Below are 18,843 nucleotides of genomic sequence, written 5' to 3' on the forward strand. Positions count from 1 at the left end.
CGGCCGACCGCCGGGCGGGACGTTTTTTGTTTCAAGTCCTGGGCATAAAGGCGCATGGAGAAACGGCGTATCCTTCATGAATTTCTGCGCCTCTTGCCGATCGTGTGCAGCATCGCTCTCACCGTGTGGGAGGTCAAACTGTATTACGATTTCAAGCACGGGAGGGACTCATTCGACCATGTCATTGCCGTGGGACGGGCAGGCATGGGGGCTGAGGCGTTTGTAGATTTCATCGTGTTTCTCGTGGCGATCACAGCCTTGTCGATACACATACGGATCGCACGAAAGCAGTCGCTCAACCTCATCCCAGTCTGGATATGCGTTGTGATCAGGCCGGTGCTGCTGATCCTTGCCTTATATTTCGCCCTCGATCTCCTGCCTTCTTAGAGGCTATCCCGTAATGATGTCCTGGTTTTTATGGTACTTGAACGGGATCGCCGGCCTTGAGCGATCGGGCTTCAAGAACTTGAGCATGCGATGAATAGAGCTGATGCGGATCATCGACTCGCTGCTCTCGGCGTGGTGCTCGTAATTCCGACTGTGTCGCCGATGCCGCCCCAGCCAGGCGAACGTCCGCTCCACCACCCAGCGCCTCGGCAGCTTCACAAACCCTTGGCTTCCCGGCGGCCGCTCCACGACCTCGATCCTGTACCCGGCCGAGGCCTCCGCCAGCCAGCCGTCGAGGTGGTGGTTGCGATACTTGCCGTCGCCCCAGACCAACGCCAACCGGCTTCGATGCTCGGCCGTCAGCCGCCCCAGCACCTGGGGGGCGTGCGTCCCGTCGTCGGCGGACGCCGCCGAGACCGCCACGACCAGCAGCAACCCCAGCGTATCCACGATGATATGTCGTTTCACGCCGGTCAGCTTCTTGCCGCCGTCGTAGCCCCGTTCGCCCCCTGTCTCGGTCCCCTTGACCGTCTGGCTGTCGATGCTCCCGGCGCTTGGGGACGGCTCCCGCCCGGCCGTCGTGCGGACCTGGCGGCGCAGGGCGTCCAGGATGAGTTGCCATGTGCCGTCGTCCCGCCACTGGGCGAAGTGGTTGTAGACGGTGCTCTTGGCCGGCAGGTCGTGCGGCAGCATATCCCACTGGCACCCCGAGCGGTTGAGGTAGAGGATGGCATTGAGCACCTCCCGCATGTCGTTGGTCCGGGGCCGTCCGACCTGGGGAACGGGGATCAAGGGCTCGACGATCGCCCACTGTTCGTCGGTCAGGTCGGACGGGTAGGGCTTACGCATCGAACGGTGCTCCTGCGGCGATGAATCCTGCGAACCTCCTGGGAGGACAAGAGTTTACGATCTTCTAGAATTACGGGATAGCCTCTTAGAATTCGGTACGGCCACAAAGTCAGTGCGCAAGCTCACCGCAGGTCGCCGATCCAACGCCGGCAGTCGAAACGTGATCGGCTATAATCGCAGCTCCAGGAACATGGCTCCCGGAATCGGGTTGTCACAGTAAGGGGCTATCGTCTCGAATCCCAGCGCGTGGTACATGGCGACGGCTCCACTCATGATCGAAGGGATCGTATCCAGCCGGATGCGATCGTAGCCGATGTTTCGTGCTTCCTGGATCACTCGCTCCGCGAGCGCGCGACCTAATCCGGTCCCTCGGTGCTGGGGGCGAACGTAGAGCCGCTTCATTTCGCAGGCGCCGTCGGCCAGCGGCCTCAACGCCACGCAACCGGCAGGCTGGTCATCCTCCATCGCCAGCAGGATGCAGCCCGACGGTGGCGCGTACCGGCCGGGGAGATCGGCAAACTCCTGCTCGAAGTGCTGAAATCTAAGATCCATGCCCAGAGAGTCGACGTATTCCTGGAACAACGCTCGGAGTGTTTGCAACTCTTCGGGATCGGTGGACCGAGTGATCGTCCGGCTCATGTTTCAACCTCGACTTGCTGCGTGGATAACCCATTGTAGGGGCGCCCCTTGTGGGTGCCCGAATGGCGGAAGTCGCCGCTGTCGCCGATCCGGATCGGGCACCCACAAGGGGCGTCCCTACGGCAAACCACGGACTGGATTCTTCATGGCAACCGCCATGACGCCTTTGGGACGTCCAACCTCGCGGGCGGCCTCCGAATGGAAGCCCGAAGCGCCAGCGAGTGAATTTCCGGTCGGCCAGCGGGGAATTCACTCGCTGGCGCTTCGGGCTTGTATTCCGCTCCCCGATCGTCTCACGGGCTATTTTCAGAGCAATCGATCGCGGCACCCATCCTGATGAAAATGGGGGTCTGCGGTCGCCCGGGGCCGGTAGGGGCGCCCCTTCGGCAAACCACGGACTGGAATTTCATGGCAGCCTGATGCGTCAGCGAGGGAGTGTTTTCGAATCCCCGAGGCGATCCCCTCGCTGGCGCGGCGGGCTGGTATTCCGCTCCTCGATCGTCCCGCAGTCGGTCCCACGAGCTATTCTCAGAGCAGGCTTCGAACCTGTAGTACATTCATACTGGAGGGCTCCCTCGCGCGCCTCGGCTCTTTCTCAATTCGGACGTCGATCAGCCGCATCGACAGGGTCCAGAAACAGAGCGATCGAACCCAATCCACCCGCCTCGACGAACCTCGAAAATGAGCGATCGAACCCAATCGGCCCGCCTCGATCCGTCTCGAAAAACGAGCGATCGAACCCAATCCGCCAGCAGCCGGGCGCGGGGAGCAAGGCGAAGCCCCGGACGCCTCGCCCGACGAAATCGCCGCGTTTCTGCGCGAACGAAGCCAACGCACCGTAATCGCGTAACCCGCTATGGAATCAGGACTTGTAACCACACAAACGACCTCCATGAGACAGCGAACGAAGCCAATCCAGCCGATCGCCGAGGGCCTCGTCCACAGGCCGACAACGGGCGAAGTCAGCCCCGTTTCCGCGGCGATCGAACCCAATCTCAAAGGCTCGCGCCGGCGGGGCGTCGGCCGTGTGTTTCGCCCCGAAAATGGAGCGAACAAAGCCAATCGCGTTGGGGGCGGGGGAGGAAGGAAAAAGCCGCGCGATGCGCAAAATCGTCGAAGACCGCAGAACCGATTATTGAGTCGCGGCGACGACCATTCTCCGGGTTCCGGGCGGCCTGTAGACTGGAACCTCATCATCTAGACGGCGCAGTTCCGGGCCTTGTCGCCGAGGCCCTTTCAGTCGCGACCGTCGGAAATCGAGCCCAAACGGAGCCGCTTCCCATGCCTGGACCGCTGACCGGACTCGTCCCCGCCTGCCACTCGCCGTTTCACGCCGACGGCCGGCTCAACGTCGAGGCCGTCGACCGACAGGCGGACCTGCTGCGGGAGTCGCGGATCACCTCGGTGTTCGTGGGGGGGACGACCGGCGAGTGGGCGTCGCTGACCGTGGCCGAGCGGAAGGCCCTCACCGAACGATGGATCAAGGCCGGCAAGGGGACGATGCGGGTAGCCGTGCATGTCGGCCACAACTGCCAGGCCGACGCGATCGAGCTGGCGGCCCACGCCCGGCAGGCGGGCGCGGAGGCCGTCGCCGTGATGGCGCCGAGCTTCTTCAAGCCTTCCACCATCCACGACCTCGTCGAGTTCTGCTCCCCGATCGCCGCCGAGGCCGACCCGCTGCCGTTCTACTTCTACGACATCCCGGCCATGACCGGCGTCCGGCTGCCGATGTCCGAATTCCTCCACGAGGCGAAGTTCCGAATCCCGACGCTCAAGGGGCTCAAGTACTCGAACGACAACATGCTGGAGCTGCAGGAGTGCGTCCGGCTCGACGACGGCGGGTTCGACGTCCTGTTCGGGTCCGACGAGTGCCTGCTCGCCGGCCTCTGCCTGGGGATTCGAGGGGCCGTCGGCAGCACATACAACTTCGCCGCCCCGGTCTACCACCGGATTCAGGCGGCCTTCGACAAGGGGGACCTCGCAACCGCCCGCGCCGAGCAAGCCAAGTCGATCACCCTGATCAAGACCCTCGCCGAGTTCGGCTTCCTGGCCGCGTCGAAAGCCGTCATGGCGATGCTCGGCGTCGACTGCGGCCCGGTGCGAACGCCGCTCGGCAAGCTCACGGCCGCTGAGCGCGTGGCCCTCTGGGAACGCCTTGAGCCCCTCGACGTTTTCCCTCGTCCACTCAACAAGCCGGAGTAACGGGCCGTCCGCGACGGCTGAACGATGACCGCGAAAACTGGATTCGGCTCACCACGGAGGACACAGAGGACACGAAGGGGGGAAGGGATGTGGGCCTGCCGCTCATCTTCAACCTCGTTCTCCCGCGCGACGGTGTCATCCGTATTACCGATCGAATCGTTTACCTCCGTCTCCTCTGTGTCCTCCGTGGTGAATTTCTTTCGGAACCCATAATTGGCGGTTGCTCACGGTCAACCCGAACCCACGCCCGACTCAGTCGTCGAGCGGCATGATCTCGATTTTGCGAAACTCCACCGGGGCGGTCTCGGCCTGGAGGGCGATGTAACCGCCGGAAAGGGCCTTTTCGCCGTTGTTCGCCTTGAGCAGTTTGGCCGCGTCGCGGTCGTCGGGGTCGAGCTGCGGCTTCTCGTACTGGATGACCAGCTCGCCGTTGACGAAGTGCTTGATCGTGCCGTTGCCGTGGGCCTCAACCTCGATCGTCACCCACTGGTCGCCGCGAAGGGTCGGCGACTTCGAGTCGTTGCAGTGCTGCGTGATCAGTTTGCCGTCCATCACGATGTGGGTGCCCGGCGTGCAGACGTTGCCCGTCGGCCGGGTGCCCCGCTCCGCGCCTCCCAGAAACTGGACCTCGATCGAGACGGGGAACTCCTGATCCTTGCTCATCGTCTCGGGCTTCTGGCTGTGGATCATGACCCCGCTGTTGCGATACGCCCAGCCCGGACCGCCGGGGCACTGCTCGCCGACGAACCGGTACTCGATCCGCAGCTTGTACTTGGAGAACGGCTGATGGAAGAACAGGTGCCCGAACTCGCCGTTGAACTTCTCATACTTGTCGTAGGAGACCCGGATCACGCCGTCCTCGACCCGGAACGTGTCCTTGTAGTTCTCCCCGAGGTCGCTCCCCTTGAGCTTCATGACCCAGCCGTCCAGATTCTTGCCGTTGAACAGGCTCGTCCAGCGCCCCTTCGCCGGCTCGGCGGTCGACTGAGCCGACGACGGGGACGACATACCGACGAGCATCGAAAGGGCGATCAATCCACTAAACCAACACATCGGCGGTTGCTCCGCAATCAAGAAAGGACTGGGCGGACCATGGACTTCAACGGTTCGACCCGGCTCAGGCCAGCTTCCAGCCCTTGCGGTATTCACGTCGGAGGAACGGCTCGGCCTCCGGGGCGTTCGAGGCCTGGAGCTTGGCGGCGTCCCATTCGAGCTTCTTGCCGGTTCGGTAGGCGACGTTCCCCAGATGATTCGCCTCGGTGAGCCAGCCGGAGTAGGCGAAATCGCACAGAGCCTTGCCGCCGGTCTTGCAGGCGTGAATCCACTCGGCGTGGTGGCCCAGCGACTTGGGGAACACCTGCGCGGGAGCGATGAAACCCTGGAATTCCTTCTCGGGGAGCAGCTTCAGGCGGCCGTAATCAGCCAGGAGCATCCCCTTGGAACCGACGAACAGAACACCGCTGTCCCACTTGGGGATCGTCCCGTCATGGAACGCCTTAGGCTTGTCGGCGCCCTGATACCAGGTGAGGGTCAGCGGAGGCGCCTGGTCGTGCCCGGCGTACTCGTAGACGACCTTCATCGACGCCGGCGCGATCTCGGGGTGCGGCGGCGGGCCGAACGCCTCGATGGTCGCGGGCGACTTGAGCTTGAGCGCCCAGAACGGGAGATCGATCCAGTGGCTTCCCAGATCGCTCATCGTGCCGTTGCCGAAGTCCCACCAGCGATACCACTTGGGGCCGGGGAAGTAGACTTCGTGGAACGGCCGCGCGGGGGCGGGGCCAAGCCAGAGGTCCCAGTCGAGCCCCTTGGGGATCGGCGACGAGCCCGTGGGACGTTCCTCGACATGGACGATGTCCTGGTTGCGCCGGGCGTCCTCGGCCGACTGCCGGCCCCAGGCCCGGCCGACCCAGACGTGGGCTTCGGTCACGGGTCCGATCGCGCCGGCCTGGATCAATTCCACGACGCGACGATAGTTGTCGCCGGCGTGGATCTGAGTCCCCATCTGGGTGGCGACCTTGGCCTTCTCGGCGGCCTCGCGGATGACCCGGGCCTCCCAGACGTTGTACGACAGCGGCTTCTCGCAGTAGACGTGCTTGCCGAGCTGGAGCGCCGGGAGGGTCGCGAAGGCGTGCGTGTGCTCGCAGGTGCTCACCACGACCGCGTCGAACTCGGCCGAGTGATCGAAAACCCTACGGAAATCGCGAAACCGCCTGGCCTTGGGAAACTGCGAGCCCGCCTGCTCGACGGCCGGTTCGAAGACGTCGCAGAGGGCCGTGATGTTCTCGGACGAGACGCCGTCGAGGTTCGCCGCCCCGCGCCCCCCCGCCCCGATGATCGCGATGTTCATCTTGTCGTTGAGGTTGCGGCCCCGCAGCACCGCCGGCGCCGCGAACACCGCCGCCGCCGTCCCGGCCAGTTCCAGCCCGAACCGCCGGCGCGTCGTCCCGCCGCCTTGACCCGCCTGGGCGTCCATCGACTGCTGTTTCACGGCAAGGCTCCTGAAGATCGGTCCGATCGCTCGCTCCGCCGGGCGCGGCGCCACTCGTGCCAGGATGCCCCCGCCTGACCGCCATTTCAACCCCCTGCCCCCAACCCGACGTCCAATGGACACATCCCGCCGAACTTTGCCCGCCTAGGCTTGACTTTCCGCCGCCCAAACCCCAGAATGATTTCTCAACGCTCAAGGGCGTCACCCCTCGCCGGAGTGGTGGAATTGGCAGACACGCTAGCTTGAGGGGCTAGTCCGCTTCACGGCGGGTGCAGGTTCAAGTCCTGTCTCCGGCATTCTTTACGTCAACGAAAAAACCCCGGTCTTCACCGGGGTTTTTTCGTGCGCGCCGGTTGGTCGGTCGTCCCGGTTATCCGTCCCTGCCTCGCCCCTTCGCTCCGGAAAACCGCTTAATTCTCCGCGGTCTCGTAGTACATTCCCTTTATGGGACGTCGCCGCCGACGCGGCGACGTCCCCTTAGCCGAGTGTTTGGCTCAAGGAGTGGTGAGTTCCTTGACCAGGCGGTCGGCGCGGTAGACGGAGCGGAGGGCTTCCATGATGCCTCGCGAGTCGACGGAGACGGCGCGGGCGGTCTTGTCGTCGTAACCGAAGTCGAGGATCAGCGATTGGACGTTACCGTCGAAGATCAGGCCCACGACCTCATTGTCGCGATTCACGACCGGGCTGCCGGAATTGCCGCCGATGATGTCGGCCGTCGAGACGAAGTTCAACGGCGTCTGGAGATTCAACCGCTCCGCCCGGCGCGCCTCGTGCCACGACTTGGGGAGCGCGTACGGCGGCTTCTCGCCATGCGCCTTGGCGTGCTCGAAGGCGCCCTCGACGACGGTGAAAGGCGGGACGGCCGCGCCGTCGACCTCGTAGCCCTTGACGACGCCGAAAGCCAGCCGCAGCGTGAACGTCGCATCGGGATAAACCGAGTCGCCCCGCTCCTCGAACAGAGCCTTGGCGATCAGGGCGTAATTCGCCGCCTCGACTCCCTCGACCTTGTCCTCGCGCTCCTTGCGGAGCCGCCTCGACTCGGGATCGACCAGGAGGGCCAGCTTGATCATCGGGTCGTCCGACTTCTCGATCGCCTCCTTGCCTCCCTCTGCCAGCTTGCGGCGCACGGCGACGTCGCCCAGCTTCGTGCCCGAAACCAGCGCGGCCGCCGCCTCGGCCGGCGTGCGACCGTCGAGAACCCGGGCGAGCAGCGGGTCGTTGGGCTCGATCTGCTTCCAGTAGCCGAGCGAGAACGCGAGCTTCGCCTTCTCGAAATCGGGATAGATCGGCGCTTCGGAGAACAGCTCCAGTTCGAGCGAGGCCAGGCCCGAATCGCGATACTCCTTCAGGCGGTCGGCGTTCGGCTTGGGCTTCTCCTCGGCGAGCCTCACGAGTTCGCGGGCGATCCCGAAATGCTGCGAATCGATGGCCCGTCCGCGCTCCAGAAGGGCGAGCGGCCTGGCGATCGCGGCCATCGCCTTCTGAGCCTCGGCGATGCGATCCCAGGCCTCGCCGTAGGCCGCCTGCTTCTTGGGGTCGGCGGCCACGCTCTTGCGCAGGTCGTTCTCGGCCTCTTGCTTCTTGGCGAGGAACGCCGGGTCTTGCAACCCCTTGAAACCGCCCAGCCGCGCCTTGCGGCTGTTCTGGATCGAGAACAACTCCTCCTTCGACTGGCGGAACTCCTCATCCCCGCGACGGCCGAAGTCGAGCAGGAACGCCTCCTTGGCGTGGAGCCAGTCGAGCAGGCTCGGAAATCCGAGGTCGCGCAGATACGCGATGCTGGCCATCGTGTTCAGCCGGTCGGTCCGGCCGGGGTGCCCGGCGACGAACACGAGTTCGCCGTCCTTGCTGCCGTTGGCGCTCCACTTCAGGTGGTTGGCGATCTTCGCCGGCTTGCCGTCCTCGTAGGCGCGGAAGAAGCAGACGTCGAGGCAGTAGCGGGGGAACTCGAAGTTGTCGGGGTCGCCGCCGAAGAAGGCGATGTCGAACTCGGGAGCGAAGACGAGGCGGACGTCGGTGTACTTTTTATACGTGTAGAGATGATATCGTCCTCCTTGGTAGAGCGTGACGACGTCGCTCCGCAGGCCGGTCTTCTGGGTCGACGCCTTTTCGATGTCGGCCGACGCCTTCCTCCGGGCCGTTGCGGCGGCCGCGTCGTCCATCTCGGGCTTCACGCCGGCGTTGACGGCCGCGGTCACGTCTTCGATCGCCACCAGGACGTTCAGTTCGAGGTCGGGCGCCTTGGCCTCCTGCTCGGGGGTCTGCGCGTAATAGCCGAGCCGGTAATAGTCTTTGTCGGCCGTGCTCAACTTCGACAGGGTGTCGGCGCCGACGTGGTGGTTCGTCATGATCAGGCCGTCGGCCGACACGAACGAGCCCGAACCGCCGTTGTTGAACCGGACGGCCGACGACCGCAGATGCTCCGCCCAGCCGGCCGGCGGCGTGAACCCGTGGCGCGCCTTGAGCGTCTCCAAAGGCAGGTTGTTGAAGACCCACATCCCCTCGTCGCCGCGCGTCACAGTGAATGACATGATGAAATTTAGACCTAACGTGAAGACGATTGGAAGCAATCGACGGTTCATATCAATAAACCCCTGAATTCCCCGGAGGAACGAGGCCGGCCGCCGATCGCGGCGGCGAGCCGATCCCGACATCTTCAGACCCCGCGCCGAAGACTGTCAAGCCGAGAGCCCCTTGATCGAGCCGCCCGTCGCGGTCAAAGTCCTAGAGTGGACCGGGAACGAGCCGTACTGACAGGAGAGTTCGATGATCGACCGACCGCAACCGAGCTGGGCGCGACGGGCCGCCGCAATGGGAATCGTCGCCGCGCTCGCGGCCGCGAGCCCGTCGCCGTCGCCAGGGCAAAAGGCCGACGCGGCCGATCCCAAAGGCGTCGTCGTCCGCGACGATTTCGAGCGCGAGACGCCCGACGGCTGGGACTTCACCGACAAGGCCGCCTGGCGGATCGTTCGCGAGAAAGATCGCGACAACCGCGTCCTCGAACTCTTCCAGGCCAGCAAATACGAGCCGCCGGTCCGGTCGCCGTTCAACATGGCGCTGCGTCGCGAGGCCGACCTGGGCGGGTTCACGCTGGACGTGAAGGCCCGTTCGACCACGCGCGACTACGGCCATCGCGACCTCTGCCTGATCTTCGGCTACGTCGACCCCTCGCACTTCTATTACGTCCACATCGCGAAGGAGGCCGACCCGCACGCCAACAGCATCTTCCTGGTCGACGGCAAGCCTCGCGTCTCGATCGCCGAAGACCGAACGAAGGGGACGGCGTGGACCGACGGCTGGCACGACGTCCGCCTCAAGCGCGAGCCCGGCAGCGGCCTGATCGAGGTCTACTTCGACGACATGACGAAGCCCGTCATGACGACCCACGATAAGACCTTCCCACACGGGCGGATCGGCCTCGGCTCGTTCGACGACACCGGGATGTTCGACGACCTCGTCGTGAAGCGCGCGGACGGCCGTTGACCTCGACCGTCCTTCCGGGTCGCGACGCTACCGCAACGCCTCCGGCAATTCGAGAGCCGTCCACTCGACCTTCACGACTCCCGGGCGCTCGGACCATTCTCTCACGGGAATCCGTCGCGGTTCCGACGCCCGCGCCCGCCACTTCAGCTCGCAGCGAAGCATCCAGCGTTCGTCGGCCTTGTCGTAACAAACCTCCGAGGACTTGATCGAGAACCCCTGGCCGACAATGTCGCCGCGGACCTCGTCCTCGGTCGGCCCGCTCAGCGACGACGTCAACGACAGAACACCCCGGTGATCCTGAAGCATGTGCGACTCCCATCGCTTGAGGCTCGTCAGCACCAACATTCCGATCGCCAGCGCGGCGACGCCCAGAACGAGTTGGCCGCCGCCGAAGCAAAGTCCGAGGATGGTCACAAACCAGAGCGTGGCGGCCGTCGTAACGCCCAGGACGACGTCGCCCCGCTTGAGGATCGCCCCGCCGCCGATGAATCCCATGCCAGTCAAAATGCCGAGCGGCAGTCGCATCAAGTCGAGCATCACAAAAGAGCTGGACGCCCTCCCCGCGGTCGCCAGCATCAGGTTGACCTGGATCATCGACACCGAGGCGGCCAGGCAGACCAGCATCGTCGTCCGGAGCCCCGCCGCCCGCCCATGCTCGCCACGGTTCACCCCGACGATCGCGCCAGCCGCGACGGTGAGCGCCAGCCGCAAGACGACCTCATACCATTCAACATGCGTGGACATACGAATTCCCCGACCTCGTACCAATCATCGCCCGACCCAAGAACGTCGTGAGCCGAAGATACCCGATCAAGGGACGGTCGGCCGCATCAGTCCGCGACGTTAAGCCATGACCGAAATGCAATTGTGGAAGAATCCAATGCCGGATATCGTCTCGCCATGATCCGGCCCCGGGCTTCACGCCCGATCGGCCGGATCAGGATCGAGGGCGATGGAGGATCGTCCGAGGCAATGATTTACGACGGCCGTCCCCACATCTCGTAACGCCATGGGGCTCGGACGCCGATCAAGATGACGGAGCTCTCCGTCCTGAGACAGGAGCCGAACACGCGTGCGACGGCCAGGATCGTGGATGTTTGCGTTCAGCCTGGCGAGCGTCCTGGCCGCGCTCGGGCCGAACGCGCGGTCGCAGGACGTCCCTCCCACGCCCGCACCCGCCGCGCCGATGACCGTCGAACAGCTCGCCCAGCGGCTCATGGTGATGGAAGAGATGAACCGGAAGCTCGCGAGCGAGCTGGCGCGGACCACGCGCGCACACGAGCAGGAGATGAGGCAGCTCCGCGAGAAGATCGGTGAACTGTCGGGGAGGCCGGCGGACGCGGGCGAGGAGGCCAGCTCAAACGCCGAGGTCGCCATCCCGGGACCGATGAGGAACGACGCGAGGGCGGCCGATACCGACCCCGATACGCCGGTCCCGGACTACACCGAGGGCCAGTTCGATCCGTTCACCGCCGCGCCGGGATACGCGCCCACGAACGCCGCCGAATCCAGGAGGCTGCCGCTGAAGGGTACGTTCGGCCCCGGGTTCCAGTGGCAGACCGAGGACGAGGAATTCCGGCTCCAGGTCCATTACGAGTCCCAGATCGAGGCCCGGATCTGGGCGCAGAGCGATCAGGTCCCGGCCAACGGCGGCATCTTCCTGCCCCGCCAGCGGATCTTCTTCAACGGCAACATCACCAAGGCGATCGAGTACGAGCTGGCGATCAACCGCGGCTTCGGCGCTTTCAACTTGCTGAACGCCTTCGTCAATCTCCACTTCGACGACCGCTTCGAGGTCCGGATCGGCCGGTTCTTCACGCCGCTCCCCTACGACCAGTACGCGATCTCGAATTACTGGCTGCCGACTCCGGAGCGGTCGCTGTTCACGACCAACCTGTCGCTGAACCGGCAGTTCGGGATGATGGGATGGGGCTATCTGTTCGACAAGCGGCTCGACTATGCGGCGGGCGTCTTCAACGGCTCGCGGAACTCGTTCGAGAGCCTCTCCAACTCCGCGGATTTCGTCGGTTACCTCAATGCGCGGCCGTTCCAGGAATCAGAAAGCCTGAAGTTCGCCAGGTTCTGGAACATCGGCAGTTCGGTCGCGTACGGATACCAGAACCAGGCGGCGGTGCCCCAGTCGTTCCGGATCGCCGGCGGCTCGCCGAACGCGGACGTCCCCGGGCCTGGGACGACGCCGTTCCTGATCTTGAACCGCGACGTCGTCGAGCGCGGCGAGCGACTGCTCGGTTCGGTCCACTCGGCCTACTTTTATAAAGGGCTGTCTCTGATCGGCGAGTGGCAGTACGGTTACGGCGGGTATGCGTCGGCGAACCGGCCGAGCCCGGTGCGGGTGCCGTTCTCGGGGTTCTACTTGACAGGAGGCTACTTCTTGACGGGCGAGCACGTCGACCGCAGGGCGCGGCTCAAGCCGCTGCGGCCGGTGTTCCCGACGTCGAAGGGCGAGCGCCGCGGCGTGGGCGCCTGGGAAGTCGTCGGCCGATACAGCGACCTGCGGCTCGGCGAGCAGATCTTCACCGGCGGTTTCGCCGATCCGAGTCTCTGGTCCAATCAGGCGGACACGACCGAGATCGGCCTCAACTGGTACTTGAATGAATATCTCAAGGTCTATATGTTCTGGCTCCACGGCGAATTCGGCGACCCGGTCCAGTATCGCCCCGGCGGCCTTCAGAAGAGCGCCGATATGTTCTGGATGAGGTTCCAGCTCTATTTTTGAGGCGGGCGAGTCCCTTCTTTACCCGGCCGCCGGTGCATGCTATATAGAGCGTCGGCGGGTTGTCACTGGGGACGCCTGGACGCAGGGTCCGAGGGCGGCCAGGCCGCAACGTCACTTCGCGGCGCGCCCCGGGCGATCGTCCGGAACGCCTTCACCACGCTCGGGGCTCGGCGACGCGTCCGCCCCGGAATCGCGGCGTCGCCCGCGGATCCTTTACCAATACGACTCGCGTCGAGTGAACCGACCGAGCCTCGAATCCGCCCATGGAGAGCTTGACCATGCGATCCCCGAATTCCCCGTCTCGACGCCGGTTCGTACAGCAAGTGGGCCTGGCGGCCGGCGTCGCGCTCTCATCGGGTTCCACCGACTTGAAGGCGGCGGCGCAACCGGCCCCCGACCCCGACGCCGTGCTCGCCCTTCTGCGGGAGGGCAACAAGCGGTTCGCCTCGGGTCAGACTTCGCTCCTCACCCGGCGGCGGCCGAGCGACTTCGCGGCGATGGCCGAGGGCCAGGCGCCGGTCGCCGCGATCATCGGCTGCGCCGATTCGCGGGTCGCGCCCGAGCTGATCTTCGACCAGGGGGCGGGCGACCTCTTCGTGGTCCGGATCGCGGGCAACGTCGTCGACGGCGCGGGGGCGGTCGTGAAGGGGAGCATCGAGTTCGCGGTGGCCGAGCTGGGCGTCCGGGTCGTCATGGTGCTGGGCCATAGTAAGTGCGGCGCGGTCAAGGCCGCCATCCAGCACGTCGACGCCCGCGACTCCCTTCCCGGCTCGATCGACGGTCTGGTCGAACTTATCAAGCCGGCCGTCGCCGACGCCGCGGGCGCATCGGGCGACAAGCTTGAGAACGTCACCAAGGCCAACGTCCTGCGATCCGTCGCCAAGCTCAAGACCGCCGGGCCGATCGTCCCCGAGCTGGTCAGGGCCGGGAAGGTGAAGATCGTCGGCGCCGTGTACGACCTGGCCACCGGCGTGGTCGAAGTGTTCGGTTGAGGACGGCTCCGACGGACGCTCGTCCGGCAAATTGACTGCCCCCTGGCATCGGACCAACTCACTGGTAGATTAAGATTAATACGAATTCAGGCGCGACCGCGTCGTGTCGCGCCGGTTCGCCCCGTCCGGCGGCCTCCCAGCGTCCTTCAGCCACCCATCCCAAATCCTGGAGTCCTTGCCATGCACTTGACACCGCAAGAACGCGACAAATTGCTGATCTTCACGGCCGCCCAGGTCGCCGCGGCGCGCAAGGCGCGGGGGCTGAAGCTCAACGTCCCCGAGGCCACGGCGTACATCACGGCTCAACTGCTGGAGCTGGCGCGCGACGGCAAGTCGGTCGACGAGATCATGAGCGCCGGCTGCGAGATCCTCGGCCGCAACGACGTGATGGAAGGCGTCCCGGAGATGATCCACTCGATCCAGGTCGAGCCGACGTTCCCCGACGGCAGCAAGCTGGTCACGGTCCACGAGCCGATCCGCTGAGCCGTTTCGAGCCGAGTTCGACGGTAGCCCCCCACATCCTTCCGCGCTTTCAGGGAGTCCGCACATGATTCCGGGCGAGTATTTCTTCGACGGCGACGACATCGAGCTCAATCCGGGCCGGCCGAACATCACGATCACGGTCAACAACACCGGCGACCGTCCGGTGCAGGTCGGCGCGCACTACCACTTCTTCGAGACGAATCGCGAGCTGGTCTTCGACCGCGAGAAGGCGTATGGGATGCACCTCGACCTGCCGAGCGGCACCGCGGTGCGGTTCGAGCCCGGCGACGTCAAGGACGTCCAGCTCGTCGCTTACGGCGGCCGACGGGTGGTGTACGGGTTCAACGGCCTGGTGATGGGCCGCCTCGACGATCCTTACACGCGCCAGATGAGCATCAAGCGGTGCATGGACCAGAAGTACGGCCACAAGCCCCAGAAATGAGCCACGGCCTGGCGTCCCCCCTCGCATTCCTCATCTCCAAAGGAAAGAGACCCATCCCATGAGTTTGCGGCTGACTCGACAGGCTTACGCGTACAAATACGGACCGACCACCGGCGACCGGATTCGACTGGCCGACACCGAGCTGATCATCGAGATCGAGCAGGATTACACCACTCCGGGCAACGAGGCGGTCTTCGGCGGCGGCAAGTCGATCCGCGACGGCCAGTCGCAATGCCCGTTCGACGAGCCGATGAGCCCCGAGCATTGCGACCTCGTGATCACCAACGCGGTGGTCATCGACCACTGGGGGATCGTCAAGGGGGACATCGGCATCCGCAACGGGCGGATCGTGGCCGTGGGCATGGCCGGCAACCCGCTGACGCAGGACGACGTCGACCCCCGGCTGGTGATCGGGCCGGGAACCGAGGTCATCGCCGGCGAAGGCATGATCTGCACGGCGGGAGGGATCGACAGCCACATCCACTTCATCTGCCCGCAGCAGGTCGAGACGGCCGTCGCCTCGGGGATCACCACGATGCTCGGCGGCGGCACCGGCTCGGCCACCGGGACGTGGGCGACCACCTGCACGCCGGGCGCGTGGAACATCATGCGGATGCTCCAGGCGGCCGAGGGGCTGCCGGTCAACCTCGGTTTCATGGGCAAGGGGAACGGCAGCCTGGCGGAGCCGCTCCGCGACCAGATCCGCGCCGGGGCCTGCGGCCTGAAGCTCCACGAGGACTGGGGCACCACCCTCGAAGTCATCGACACCGCGCTCAAGGTGGCCGACGAGTTCGACATCCAGATCGCGATCCACACCGACACTCTCAACGAGTGCGGGTTCATCGACGACACGATCGCCGCGATCGCCGGCCGGGCGATCCACACGTTCCACACCGAGGGCGCCGGCGGCGGCCACGCGCCGGACATCATCAAGATCGCCGGCTGCCCCAACGTCCTGCCCTCCAGCACCAACCCGACCCGGCCGTTCACCAAGAACACGATCGACGAGCATCTCGACATGCTGATGGTGTGCCATCACCTGTCGCGGAAGATCCCCGAGGACGTGGCGTTCGCCGAGAGCCGCATCCGGGCCGAGACGATCGGCGCCGAGGACGTGTTCCACGACCGCGGCATCATCAGCATGATGAGCTCCGACTCGCAGGCGATGGGCCGGGTCGGCGAGGTCGTAATGCGGACCTGGCAGACCGCCCACAAGATGAAGGTGCAGCTCGGCGCCATGGCATCGGACAGCGCCCGCAACGACAACGAGCGGGTCAAGCGGTACGTCGCCAAGTACACGATCAACCCGGCGGTGGCCCAGGGGATCGCCCGCCACGTCGGCAGCATCGAGGGGGGCAAGCTCGCCGACCTGGTGCTGTACGAGCCGGCCTACTTCGGCGTCAAGCCGTTCCTGGTGATCAAGGGGGGATGATCGTTTACGCCCAGATGGGCGACCCCAACGCCAGCATCCCGACGCCCCAGCCGGTCTACATGCGGCCCCAGTTCGCCGCCTACGGCCGGGCGCTTTCGAAATCGTGCATGACGTTCGTCTCGAAGGCGTCGATCGAAGCCGGCATCGTCGACCGCTACGGCCTGCAACGCGAGGTCGTCGCGGTTGAGAACTGCCGCAACATCGGCAAGAAGGACATGCGGCGGAACGAGGCGACGCCCGAGATCAAGGTCGATCCCGACACTTATCAGGTGTGGGTCGATGGCGAGAAAGTCGGCAGCGATCCGCTCGACAAGCTACCGATGGCCCAGCGCTATTTCCTCTTCTGATGAAGGACGCTGGACGATGAACCTTTCCCTGCTCCAGATCGCCGACTCGGCGCTGCCGATCAGCGGCTACACTCACTCGTGGGGCCTCGAAGCGGCGATCGCCCGCGGCCTGGTCCACGACCCCGAGAGCCTGGAGCGCTGGACCCGACACTGGCTCCGGACGTCGCTGGGCCCCTTCGAGGGGGTCCTGGCGGCTTCCGGCTGCCGGTCCGCCCGCGCGGGGAGCCCCGCCGAGCTGCGCGCGTTGAACAACCTGGCCGACGCCTCGATCATGCCTCCCTCGACCCGCCGCGCCAGCCGCGAGATGGGGGAGCAGCTCCTCGCCCTGGGGACGACCTGGGCGTGGTGCTCCGGAGGCCTCGCGCCATTCGTGGAACCCGCCCGAGAGGGTGAGGAACCGCCCAGGTGGCACCATCCGGTCGCCTTCGGCCTGCTCGGCGCCCTGGCCGGCGGCGAGCCCGAGGACGTCCTGACGGTCTACCTGCACCAGGCGGTAATGGGTATGGTGGGGGCTGGGGTCCGGGCCGTCCCCGTCGGCCACACCCACGGCCAACAGATCCTGGCCTACCTCCACGGCGACATCCGAACCATGGCCGCGGACCTCGTCAACCGCGCCCCGGAAACCGCCGGCGGCGGTTGCCCGTTTTATGAGATTCTCTGCGATGAACAGACTCGACTCTACGCACGCATGTTCCGTTCTTGATCCGCCGCCCGAACTGTCGGGCGGGCCCGCGGCGACGCGGCGACGCGCCGGGCGATGGGGCGCGGCGTTCCACAAAGACCCCGACGGTTCCCACTCCCACGACCACATGGGGAGGCCCGGCCCGGCCCGCTACGCGGGGCCGACGCGCAAGGTCTTCACCCTCGGCGTCGCCGGGCCGGTCGGCTCGGGCAAGACGGCGCTGGTCGAGGCGCTCTGCCGGGCCCTCTGGCCCGAGATCAACCTCGCCGTCATCACCAACGACATCTACACCCACGAGGACGCCGAGTTCCTCTCGCGCAGCGGGGTGCTGCCGGTGGAGCGGATCGTCGGCGTCCAGACCGGCGGCTGCCCGCACACCGCCATCCGCGACGACGCCAGCGCCAACCTGAGCGCCGTGGCCAACTTCCAGCGCCAGTTCCCCGACCTGAAGCTGGTCGTGGTCGAATCCGGCGGCGACAACCTCACGGCCGTCTTCTCGCGCGAGCTGGCCGATCGCTTCATTTTCGTCATCGATGTTGCTGAAGGGGACAAGATCCCCCGCAAGGGGGGGCCGGGAATTTGCTCCAGCGACCTGTTGATCATCAACAAGACGGACCTGGCGCCGCACGTGGGAGCCGACCTGGCGGTGATGGATCGCGACGCCCGGAAGATGCGGGGCGAGCGACCGTTCATGATGGTGAGCATCCGCAAGAAAGAAGGCGTCGAGGAGGTGGTCCAGTGGGTGCGCGAGCAACTCGCATCACACGGGAAGAGTTCCTGACGCCCCCCGAATTCCTCGGGCTTGAGTCGATCCACAACCCCGCCGCCCGCGTGGGCGGCGCGCGGATCGAGCTGATCCGCACCGGCGACGAGACCCGCCTGGGCACCCGCTACCAGCAGATCCCCATGCGGATCTTCCCTCCGTTCGCGTTCCCGACCGAGCCGGCGGCGTTGCTCTATTTGATCAACCTCACCGGCGGCCTGATGGACGGCGACGCCCACCTGGTCGAGCTCACGGCGAGGGCCGGCGCGCGGGCGTTGGTCACGGGACAGTCGGCCTCGCGAATCCATCCGGCCCTGGACAGTTACTCGACCCAGCAATGGGCCGTCACGGTCGAGGACGACGCCTGCCTCGTCGTCATGCCGGGCCCGGCGATTCCCTTCCAGGGCTGCCGCTACTACCAGCGGGCCCGCGTCGAGCTCGCGCCGCGCGCCCGGCTGGTCTGGGGCGACGTCTGGCTCCCCGGCCGCTACGACCGCGGCGTGCTCTCCGAGCGGTTCCAGTTCGATCGGATCGTCCAGGATCTGGAAGTCCGTCGCGAGGGCCGCCTGATCTATCGCGACCGGTTCCGATGGGACGGCCCCTGGACCGATGAGGAAGCCCACTGGTACTTCGGCGGCAACCTGGCGACCGCCAACCTGATCATCGCCGGGCCGACGCCCGAAACCGACGCCCTGCCCGCGGCCGGACCGGGCCTGCTGCGCTCGGTCTTCCCGCTCGACGTCGACGTCACCTGCGTGCGATGGTGCGGCCCGCCGACGGCCGTGACGACCGACCTCGCGAACGTCGCGCTACGAGTCGCCGGCTATTGGACCGACGGCCCCGGCGGCCGTCCCTGGCTCGTCGAGTCGGGGGGCCTCGCGCCCAATCACTGGTTCTCGCCGCCAGCCGGCTGACCC

General features: G+C 65.8%; 16 protein-coding genes, 1 tRNA gene and 1 pseudogene. 12 read left to right on the top strand and 6 right to left on the bottom strand.

Features of this window, described 5'->3' with window-relative positions:
* Positions 1-54 precede the first annotated feature (54 nt).
* Complete coding sequence (locus BSF38_RS10625; RefSeq protein WP_076345433.1) at positions 55-387, top strand: hypothetical protein; 333 nt, start codon at positions 55-57, stop codon at positions 385-387.
* A 3-nt stretch (positions 388-390) separates the two neighbouring features.
* On the opposite strand, the gene BSF38_RS10630 is transcribed toward BSF38_RS10625, so the two are convergent.
* Both BSF38_RS10630 and BSF38_RS10635 read right to left on the bottom strand, forming a co-directional pair.
* Positions 391-1,236, bottom strand: a complete 846-nt coding sequence (locus BSF38_RS10630; RefSeq protein WP_076342952.1) for an IS5 family transposase — start codon at positions 1,234-1,236, stop codon at positions 391-393.
* A gap of 168 nt (positions 1,237-1,404) precedes the next feature.
* On the bottom strand, positions 1,405-1,875 hold the full coding sequence (locus BSF38_RS10635) for a GNAT family N-acetyltransferase (RefSeq protein WP_076345435.1): 471 nt from the start codon (positions 1,873-1,875) through the stop codon (positions 1,405-1,407).
* 1,281 nt (positions 1,876-3,156) lie between these two features.
* Between BSF38_RS10635 and BSF38_RS10645 the strand changes: the two genes are divergently transcribed.
* Positions 3,157-4,077: a dihydrodipicolinate synthase family protein gene (locus BSF38_RS10645; RefSeq protein WP_076345439.1), complete on the top strand. Its 921-nt coding sequence runs from the start codon at positions 3,157-3,159 to the stop codon at positions 4,075-4,077.
* A gap of 252 nt (positions 4,078-4,329) precedes the next feature.
* On the opposite strand, the gene BSF38_RS10650 is transcribed toward BSF38_RS10645, so the two are convergent.
* Both BSF38_RS10650 and BSF38_RS10655 read right to left on the bottom strand, forming a co-directional pair.
* Positions 4,330-5,097: a 3-keto-disaccharide hydrolase gene (locus BSF38_RS10650; protein WP_237170838.1), complete on the bottom strand. Its 768-nt coding sequence runs from the start codon at positions 5,095-5,097 to the stop codon at positions 4,330-4,332.
* A gap of 97 nt (positions 5,098-5,194) precedes the next feature.
* On the bottom strand, positions 5,195-6,550 hold the full coding sequence (locus tag BSF38_RS10655; protein ID WP_076350747.1) for a Gfo/Idh/MocA family protein: 1,356 nt from the start codon (positions 6,548-6,550) through the stop codon (positions 5,195-5,197).
* 225 nt (positions 6,551-6,775) lie between these two features.
* Between BSF38_RS10655 and BSF38_RS10660 the strand changes: the two genes are divergently transcribed.
* Positions 6,776-6,861: transfer RNA gene (locus BSF38_RS10660), tRNA-Leu, on the top strand.
* A gap of 198 nt (positions 6,862-7,059) precedes the next feature.
* Here the strand turns inward: BSF38_RS10660 and BSF38_RS10665 are convergent.
* The gene (locus BSF38_RS10665; RefSeq protein WP_237170840.1) at positions 7,060-9,096 is read right to left on the bottom strand and encodes a S46 family peptidase; all 2,037 of its coding nucleotides are present in this window, start codon (positions 9,094-9,096) and stop codon (positions 7,060-7,062) included.
* 235 nt (positions 9,097-9,331) lie between these two features.
* Between BSF38_RS10665 and BSF38_RS10670 the strand changes: the two genes are divergently transcribed.
* Entirely contained in the window at positions 9,332-10,048 is a 717-nt protein-coding gene (locus BSF38_RS10670; RefSeq protein ID WP_083712862.1) for a hypothetical protein, read from the top strand.
* Positions 10,049-10,075: 27 nt separating this feature from the next.
* On the opposite strand, the gene BSF38_RS10675 is transcribed toward BSF38_RS10670, so the two are convergent.
* Positions 10,076-10,792: an MgtC/SapB family protein gene (locus BSF38_RS10675; protein WP_076345445.1), complete on the bottom strand. Its 717-nt coding sequence runs from the start codon at positions 10,790-10,792 to the stop codon at positions 10,076-10,078.
* A gap of 349 nt (positions 10,793-11,141) precedes the next feature.
* On the opposite strand from BSF38_RS10675, the gene BSF38_RS10680 reads away from it, so the two are divergent.
* From BSF38_RS10680 to BSF38_RS10715, 8 genes and pseudogenes are all read left to right on the top strand, one after another.
* Positions 11,142-12,785 (top strand): OprO/OprP family phosphate-selective porin, encoded by a 1,644-nt coding sequence (locus tag BSF38_RS10680; RefSeq protein ID WP_076345447.1) that lies wholly within the window; start codon positions 11,142-11,144, stop codon positions 12,783-12,785.
* Between the two features lie 278 nt (positions 12,786-13,063).
* Positions 13,064-13,777, top strand: a complete 714-nt coding sequence (locus BSF38_RS10685; RefSeq protein WP_076350749.1) for a carbonic anhydrase — start codon at positions 13,064-13,066, stop codon at positions 13,775-13,777.
* Between the two features lie 180 nt (positions 13,778-13,957).
* Entirely contained in the window at positions 13,958-14,260 is a 303-nt protein-coding gene (locus BSF38_RS10690; protein WP_076345449.1) for an urease subunit gamma, read from the top strand.
* Positions 14,261-14,324: 64 nt separating this feature from the next.
* On the top strand, positions 14,325-14,702 hold the full coding sequence (locus BSF38_RS10695) for an urease subunit beta (RefSeq protein WP_076345451.1): 378 nt from the start codon (positions 14,325-14,327) through the stop codon (positions 14,700-14,702).
* Positions 14,703-14,760: 58 nt separating this feature from the next.
* Positions 14,761-16,481 (top strand): annotated as a pseudogene (ureC, locus tag BSF38_RS10700) (urease subunit alpha).
* A gap of 16 nt (positions 16,482-16,497) precedes the next feature.
* Positions 16,498-17,184: an urease accessory protein UreF gene (locus BSF38_RS10705; protein ID WP_076345453.1), complete on the top strand. Its 687-nt coding sequence runs from the start codon at positions 16,498-16,500 to the stop codon at positions 17,182-17,184.
* Positions 17,185-17,290: 106 nt separating this feature from the next.
* Positions 17,291-17,944, top strand: coding sequence for an urease accessory protein UreG (gene ureG, locus BSF38_RS10710; protein WP_076345455.1), 654 nt, complete (start codon positions 17,291-17,293; stop codon positions 17,942-17,944).
* Positions 17,902-18,840 (top strand): urease accessory protein UreD, encoded by a 939-nt coding sequence (locus tag BSF38_RS10715; RefSeq protein WP_145952065.1) that lies wholly within the window; start codon positions 17,902-17,904, stop codon positions 18,838-18,840. Before ureG ends, BSF38_RS10715 begins: the two co-directional genes overlap by 43 nt.
* Positions 18,841-18,843: the final 3 nt, after the last annotated feature.

The organism is Paludisphaera borealis, assembly GCF_001956985.1.
GTDB classification, from domain to species: Bacteria; Planctomycetota; Planctomycetia; order Isosphaerales; family Isosphaeraceae; genus Paludisphaera; species Paludisphaera borealis.

Bases quoted from the DNA above. Each gene is read 5' to 3' on its own strand.
- BSF38_RS10625 (WP_076345433.1), top strand. From the start codon at position 55: ATGGAGAAACGGCGTATCCTTCATGAATTTCTGCGCCTCTTGCCGATC.
- BSF38_RS10630 (WP_076342952.1), bottom strand. From the start codon at position 1,236: ATGCGTAAGCCCTACCCGTCCGACCTGACCGACGAACAGTGGGCGATC.
- BSF38_RS10635 (WP_076345435.1), bottom strand. From the start codon at position 1,875: ATGAGCCGGACGATCACTCGGTCCACCGATCCCGAAGAGTTGCAAACA.
- BSF38_RS10645 (WP_076345439.1), top strand. From the start codon at position 3,157: ATGCCTGGACCGCTGACCGGACTCGTCCCCGCCTGCCACTCGCCGTTT.
- BSF38_RS10650 (WP_237170838.1), bottom strand. From the start codon at position 5,097: ATGCTCGTCGGTATGTCGTCCCCGTCGTCGGCTCAGTCGACCGCCGAG.
- BSF38_RS10655 (WP_076350747.1), bottom strand. From the start codon at position 6,550: ATGGACGCCCAGGCGGGTCAAGGCGGCGGGACGACGCGCCGGCGGTTC.
- BSF38_RS10665 (WP_237170840.1), bottom strand. From the start codon at position 9,096: ATGTCATTCACTGTGACGCGCGGCGACGAGGGGATGTGGGTCTTCAAC.
- BSF38_RS10670 (WP_083712862.1), top strand. From the start codon at position 9,332: ATGATCGACCGACCGCAACCGAGCTGGGCGCGACGGGCCGCCGCAATG.
- BSF38_RS10675 (WP_076345445.1), bottom strand. From the start codon at position 10,792: ATGTCCACGCATGTTGAATGGTATGAGGTCGTCTTGCGGCTGGCGCTC.
- BSF38_RS10680 (WP_076345447.1), top strand. From the start codon at position 11,142: ATGTTTGCGTTCAGCCTGGCGAGCGTCCTGGCCGCGCTCGGGCCGAAC.
- BSF38_RS10685 (WP_076350749.1), top strand. From the start codon at position 13,064: ATGCGATCCCCGAATTCCCCGTCTCGACGCCGGTTCGTACAGCAAGTG.
- BSF38_RS10690 (WP_076345449.1), top strand. From the start codon at position 13,958: ATGCACTTGACACCGCAAGAACGCGACAAATTGCTGATCTTCACGGCC.
- BSF38_RS10695 (WP_076345451.1), top strand. From the start codon at position 14,325: ATGATTCCGGGCGAGTATTTCTTCGACGGCGACGACATCGAGCTCAAT.
- BSF38_RS10705 (WP_076345453.1), top strand. From the start codon at position 16,498: ATGAACCTTTCCCTGCTCCAGATCGCCGACTCGGCGCTGCCGATCAGC.
- ureG (WP_076345455.1), top strand. From the start codon at position 17,291: ATGGGGAGGCCCGGCCCGGCCCGCTACGCGGGGCCGACGCGCAAGGTC.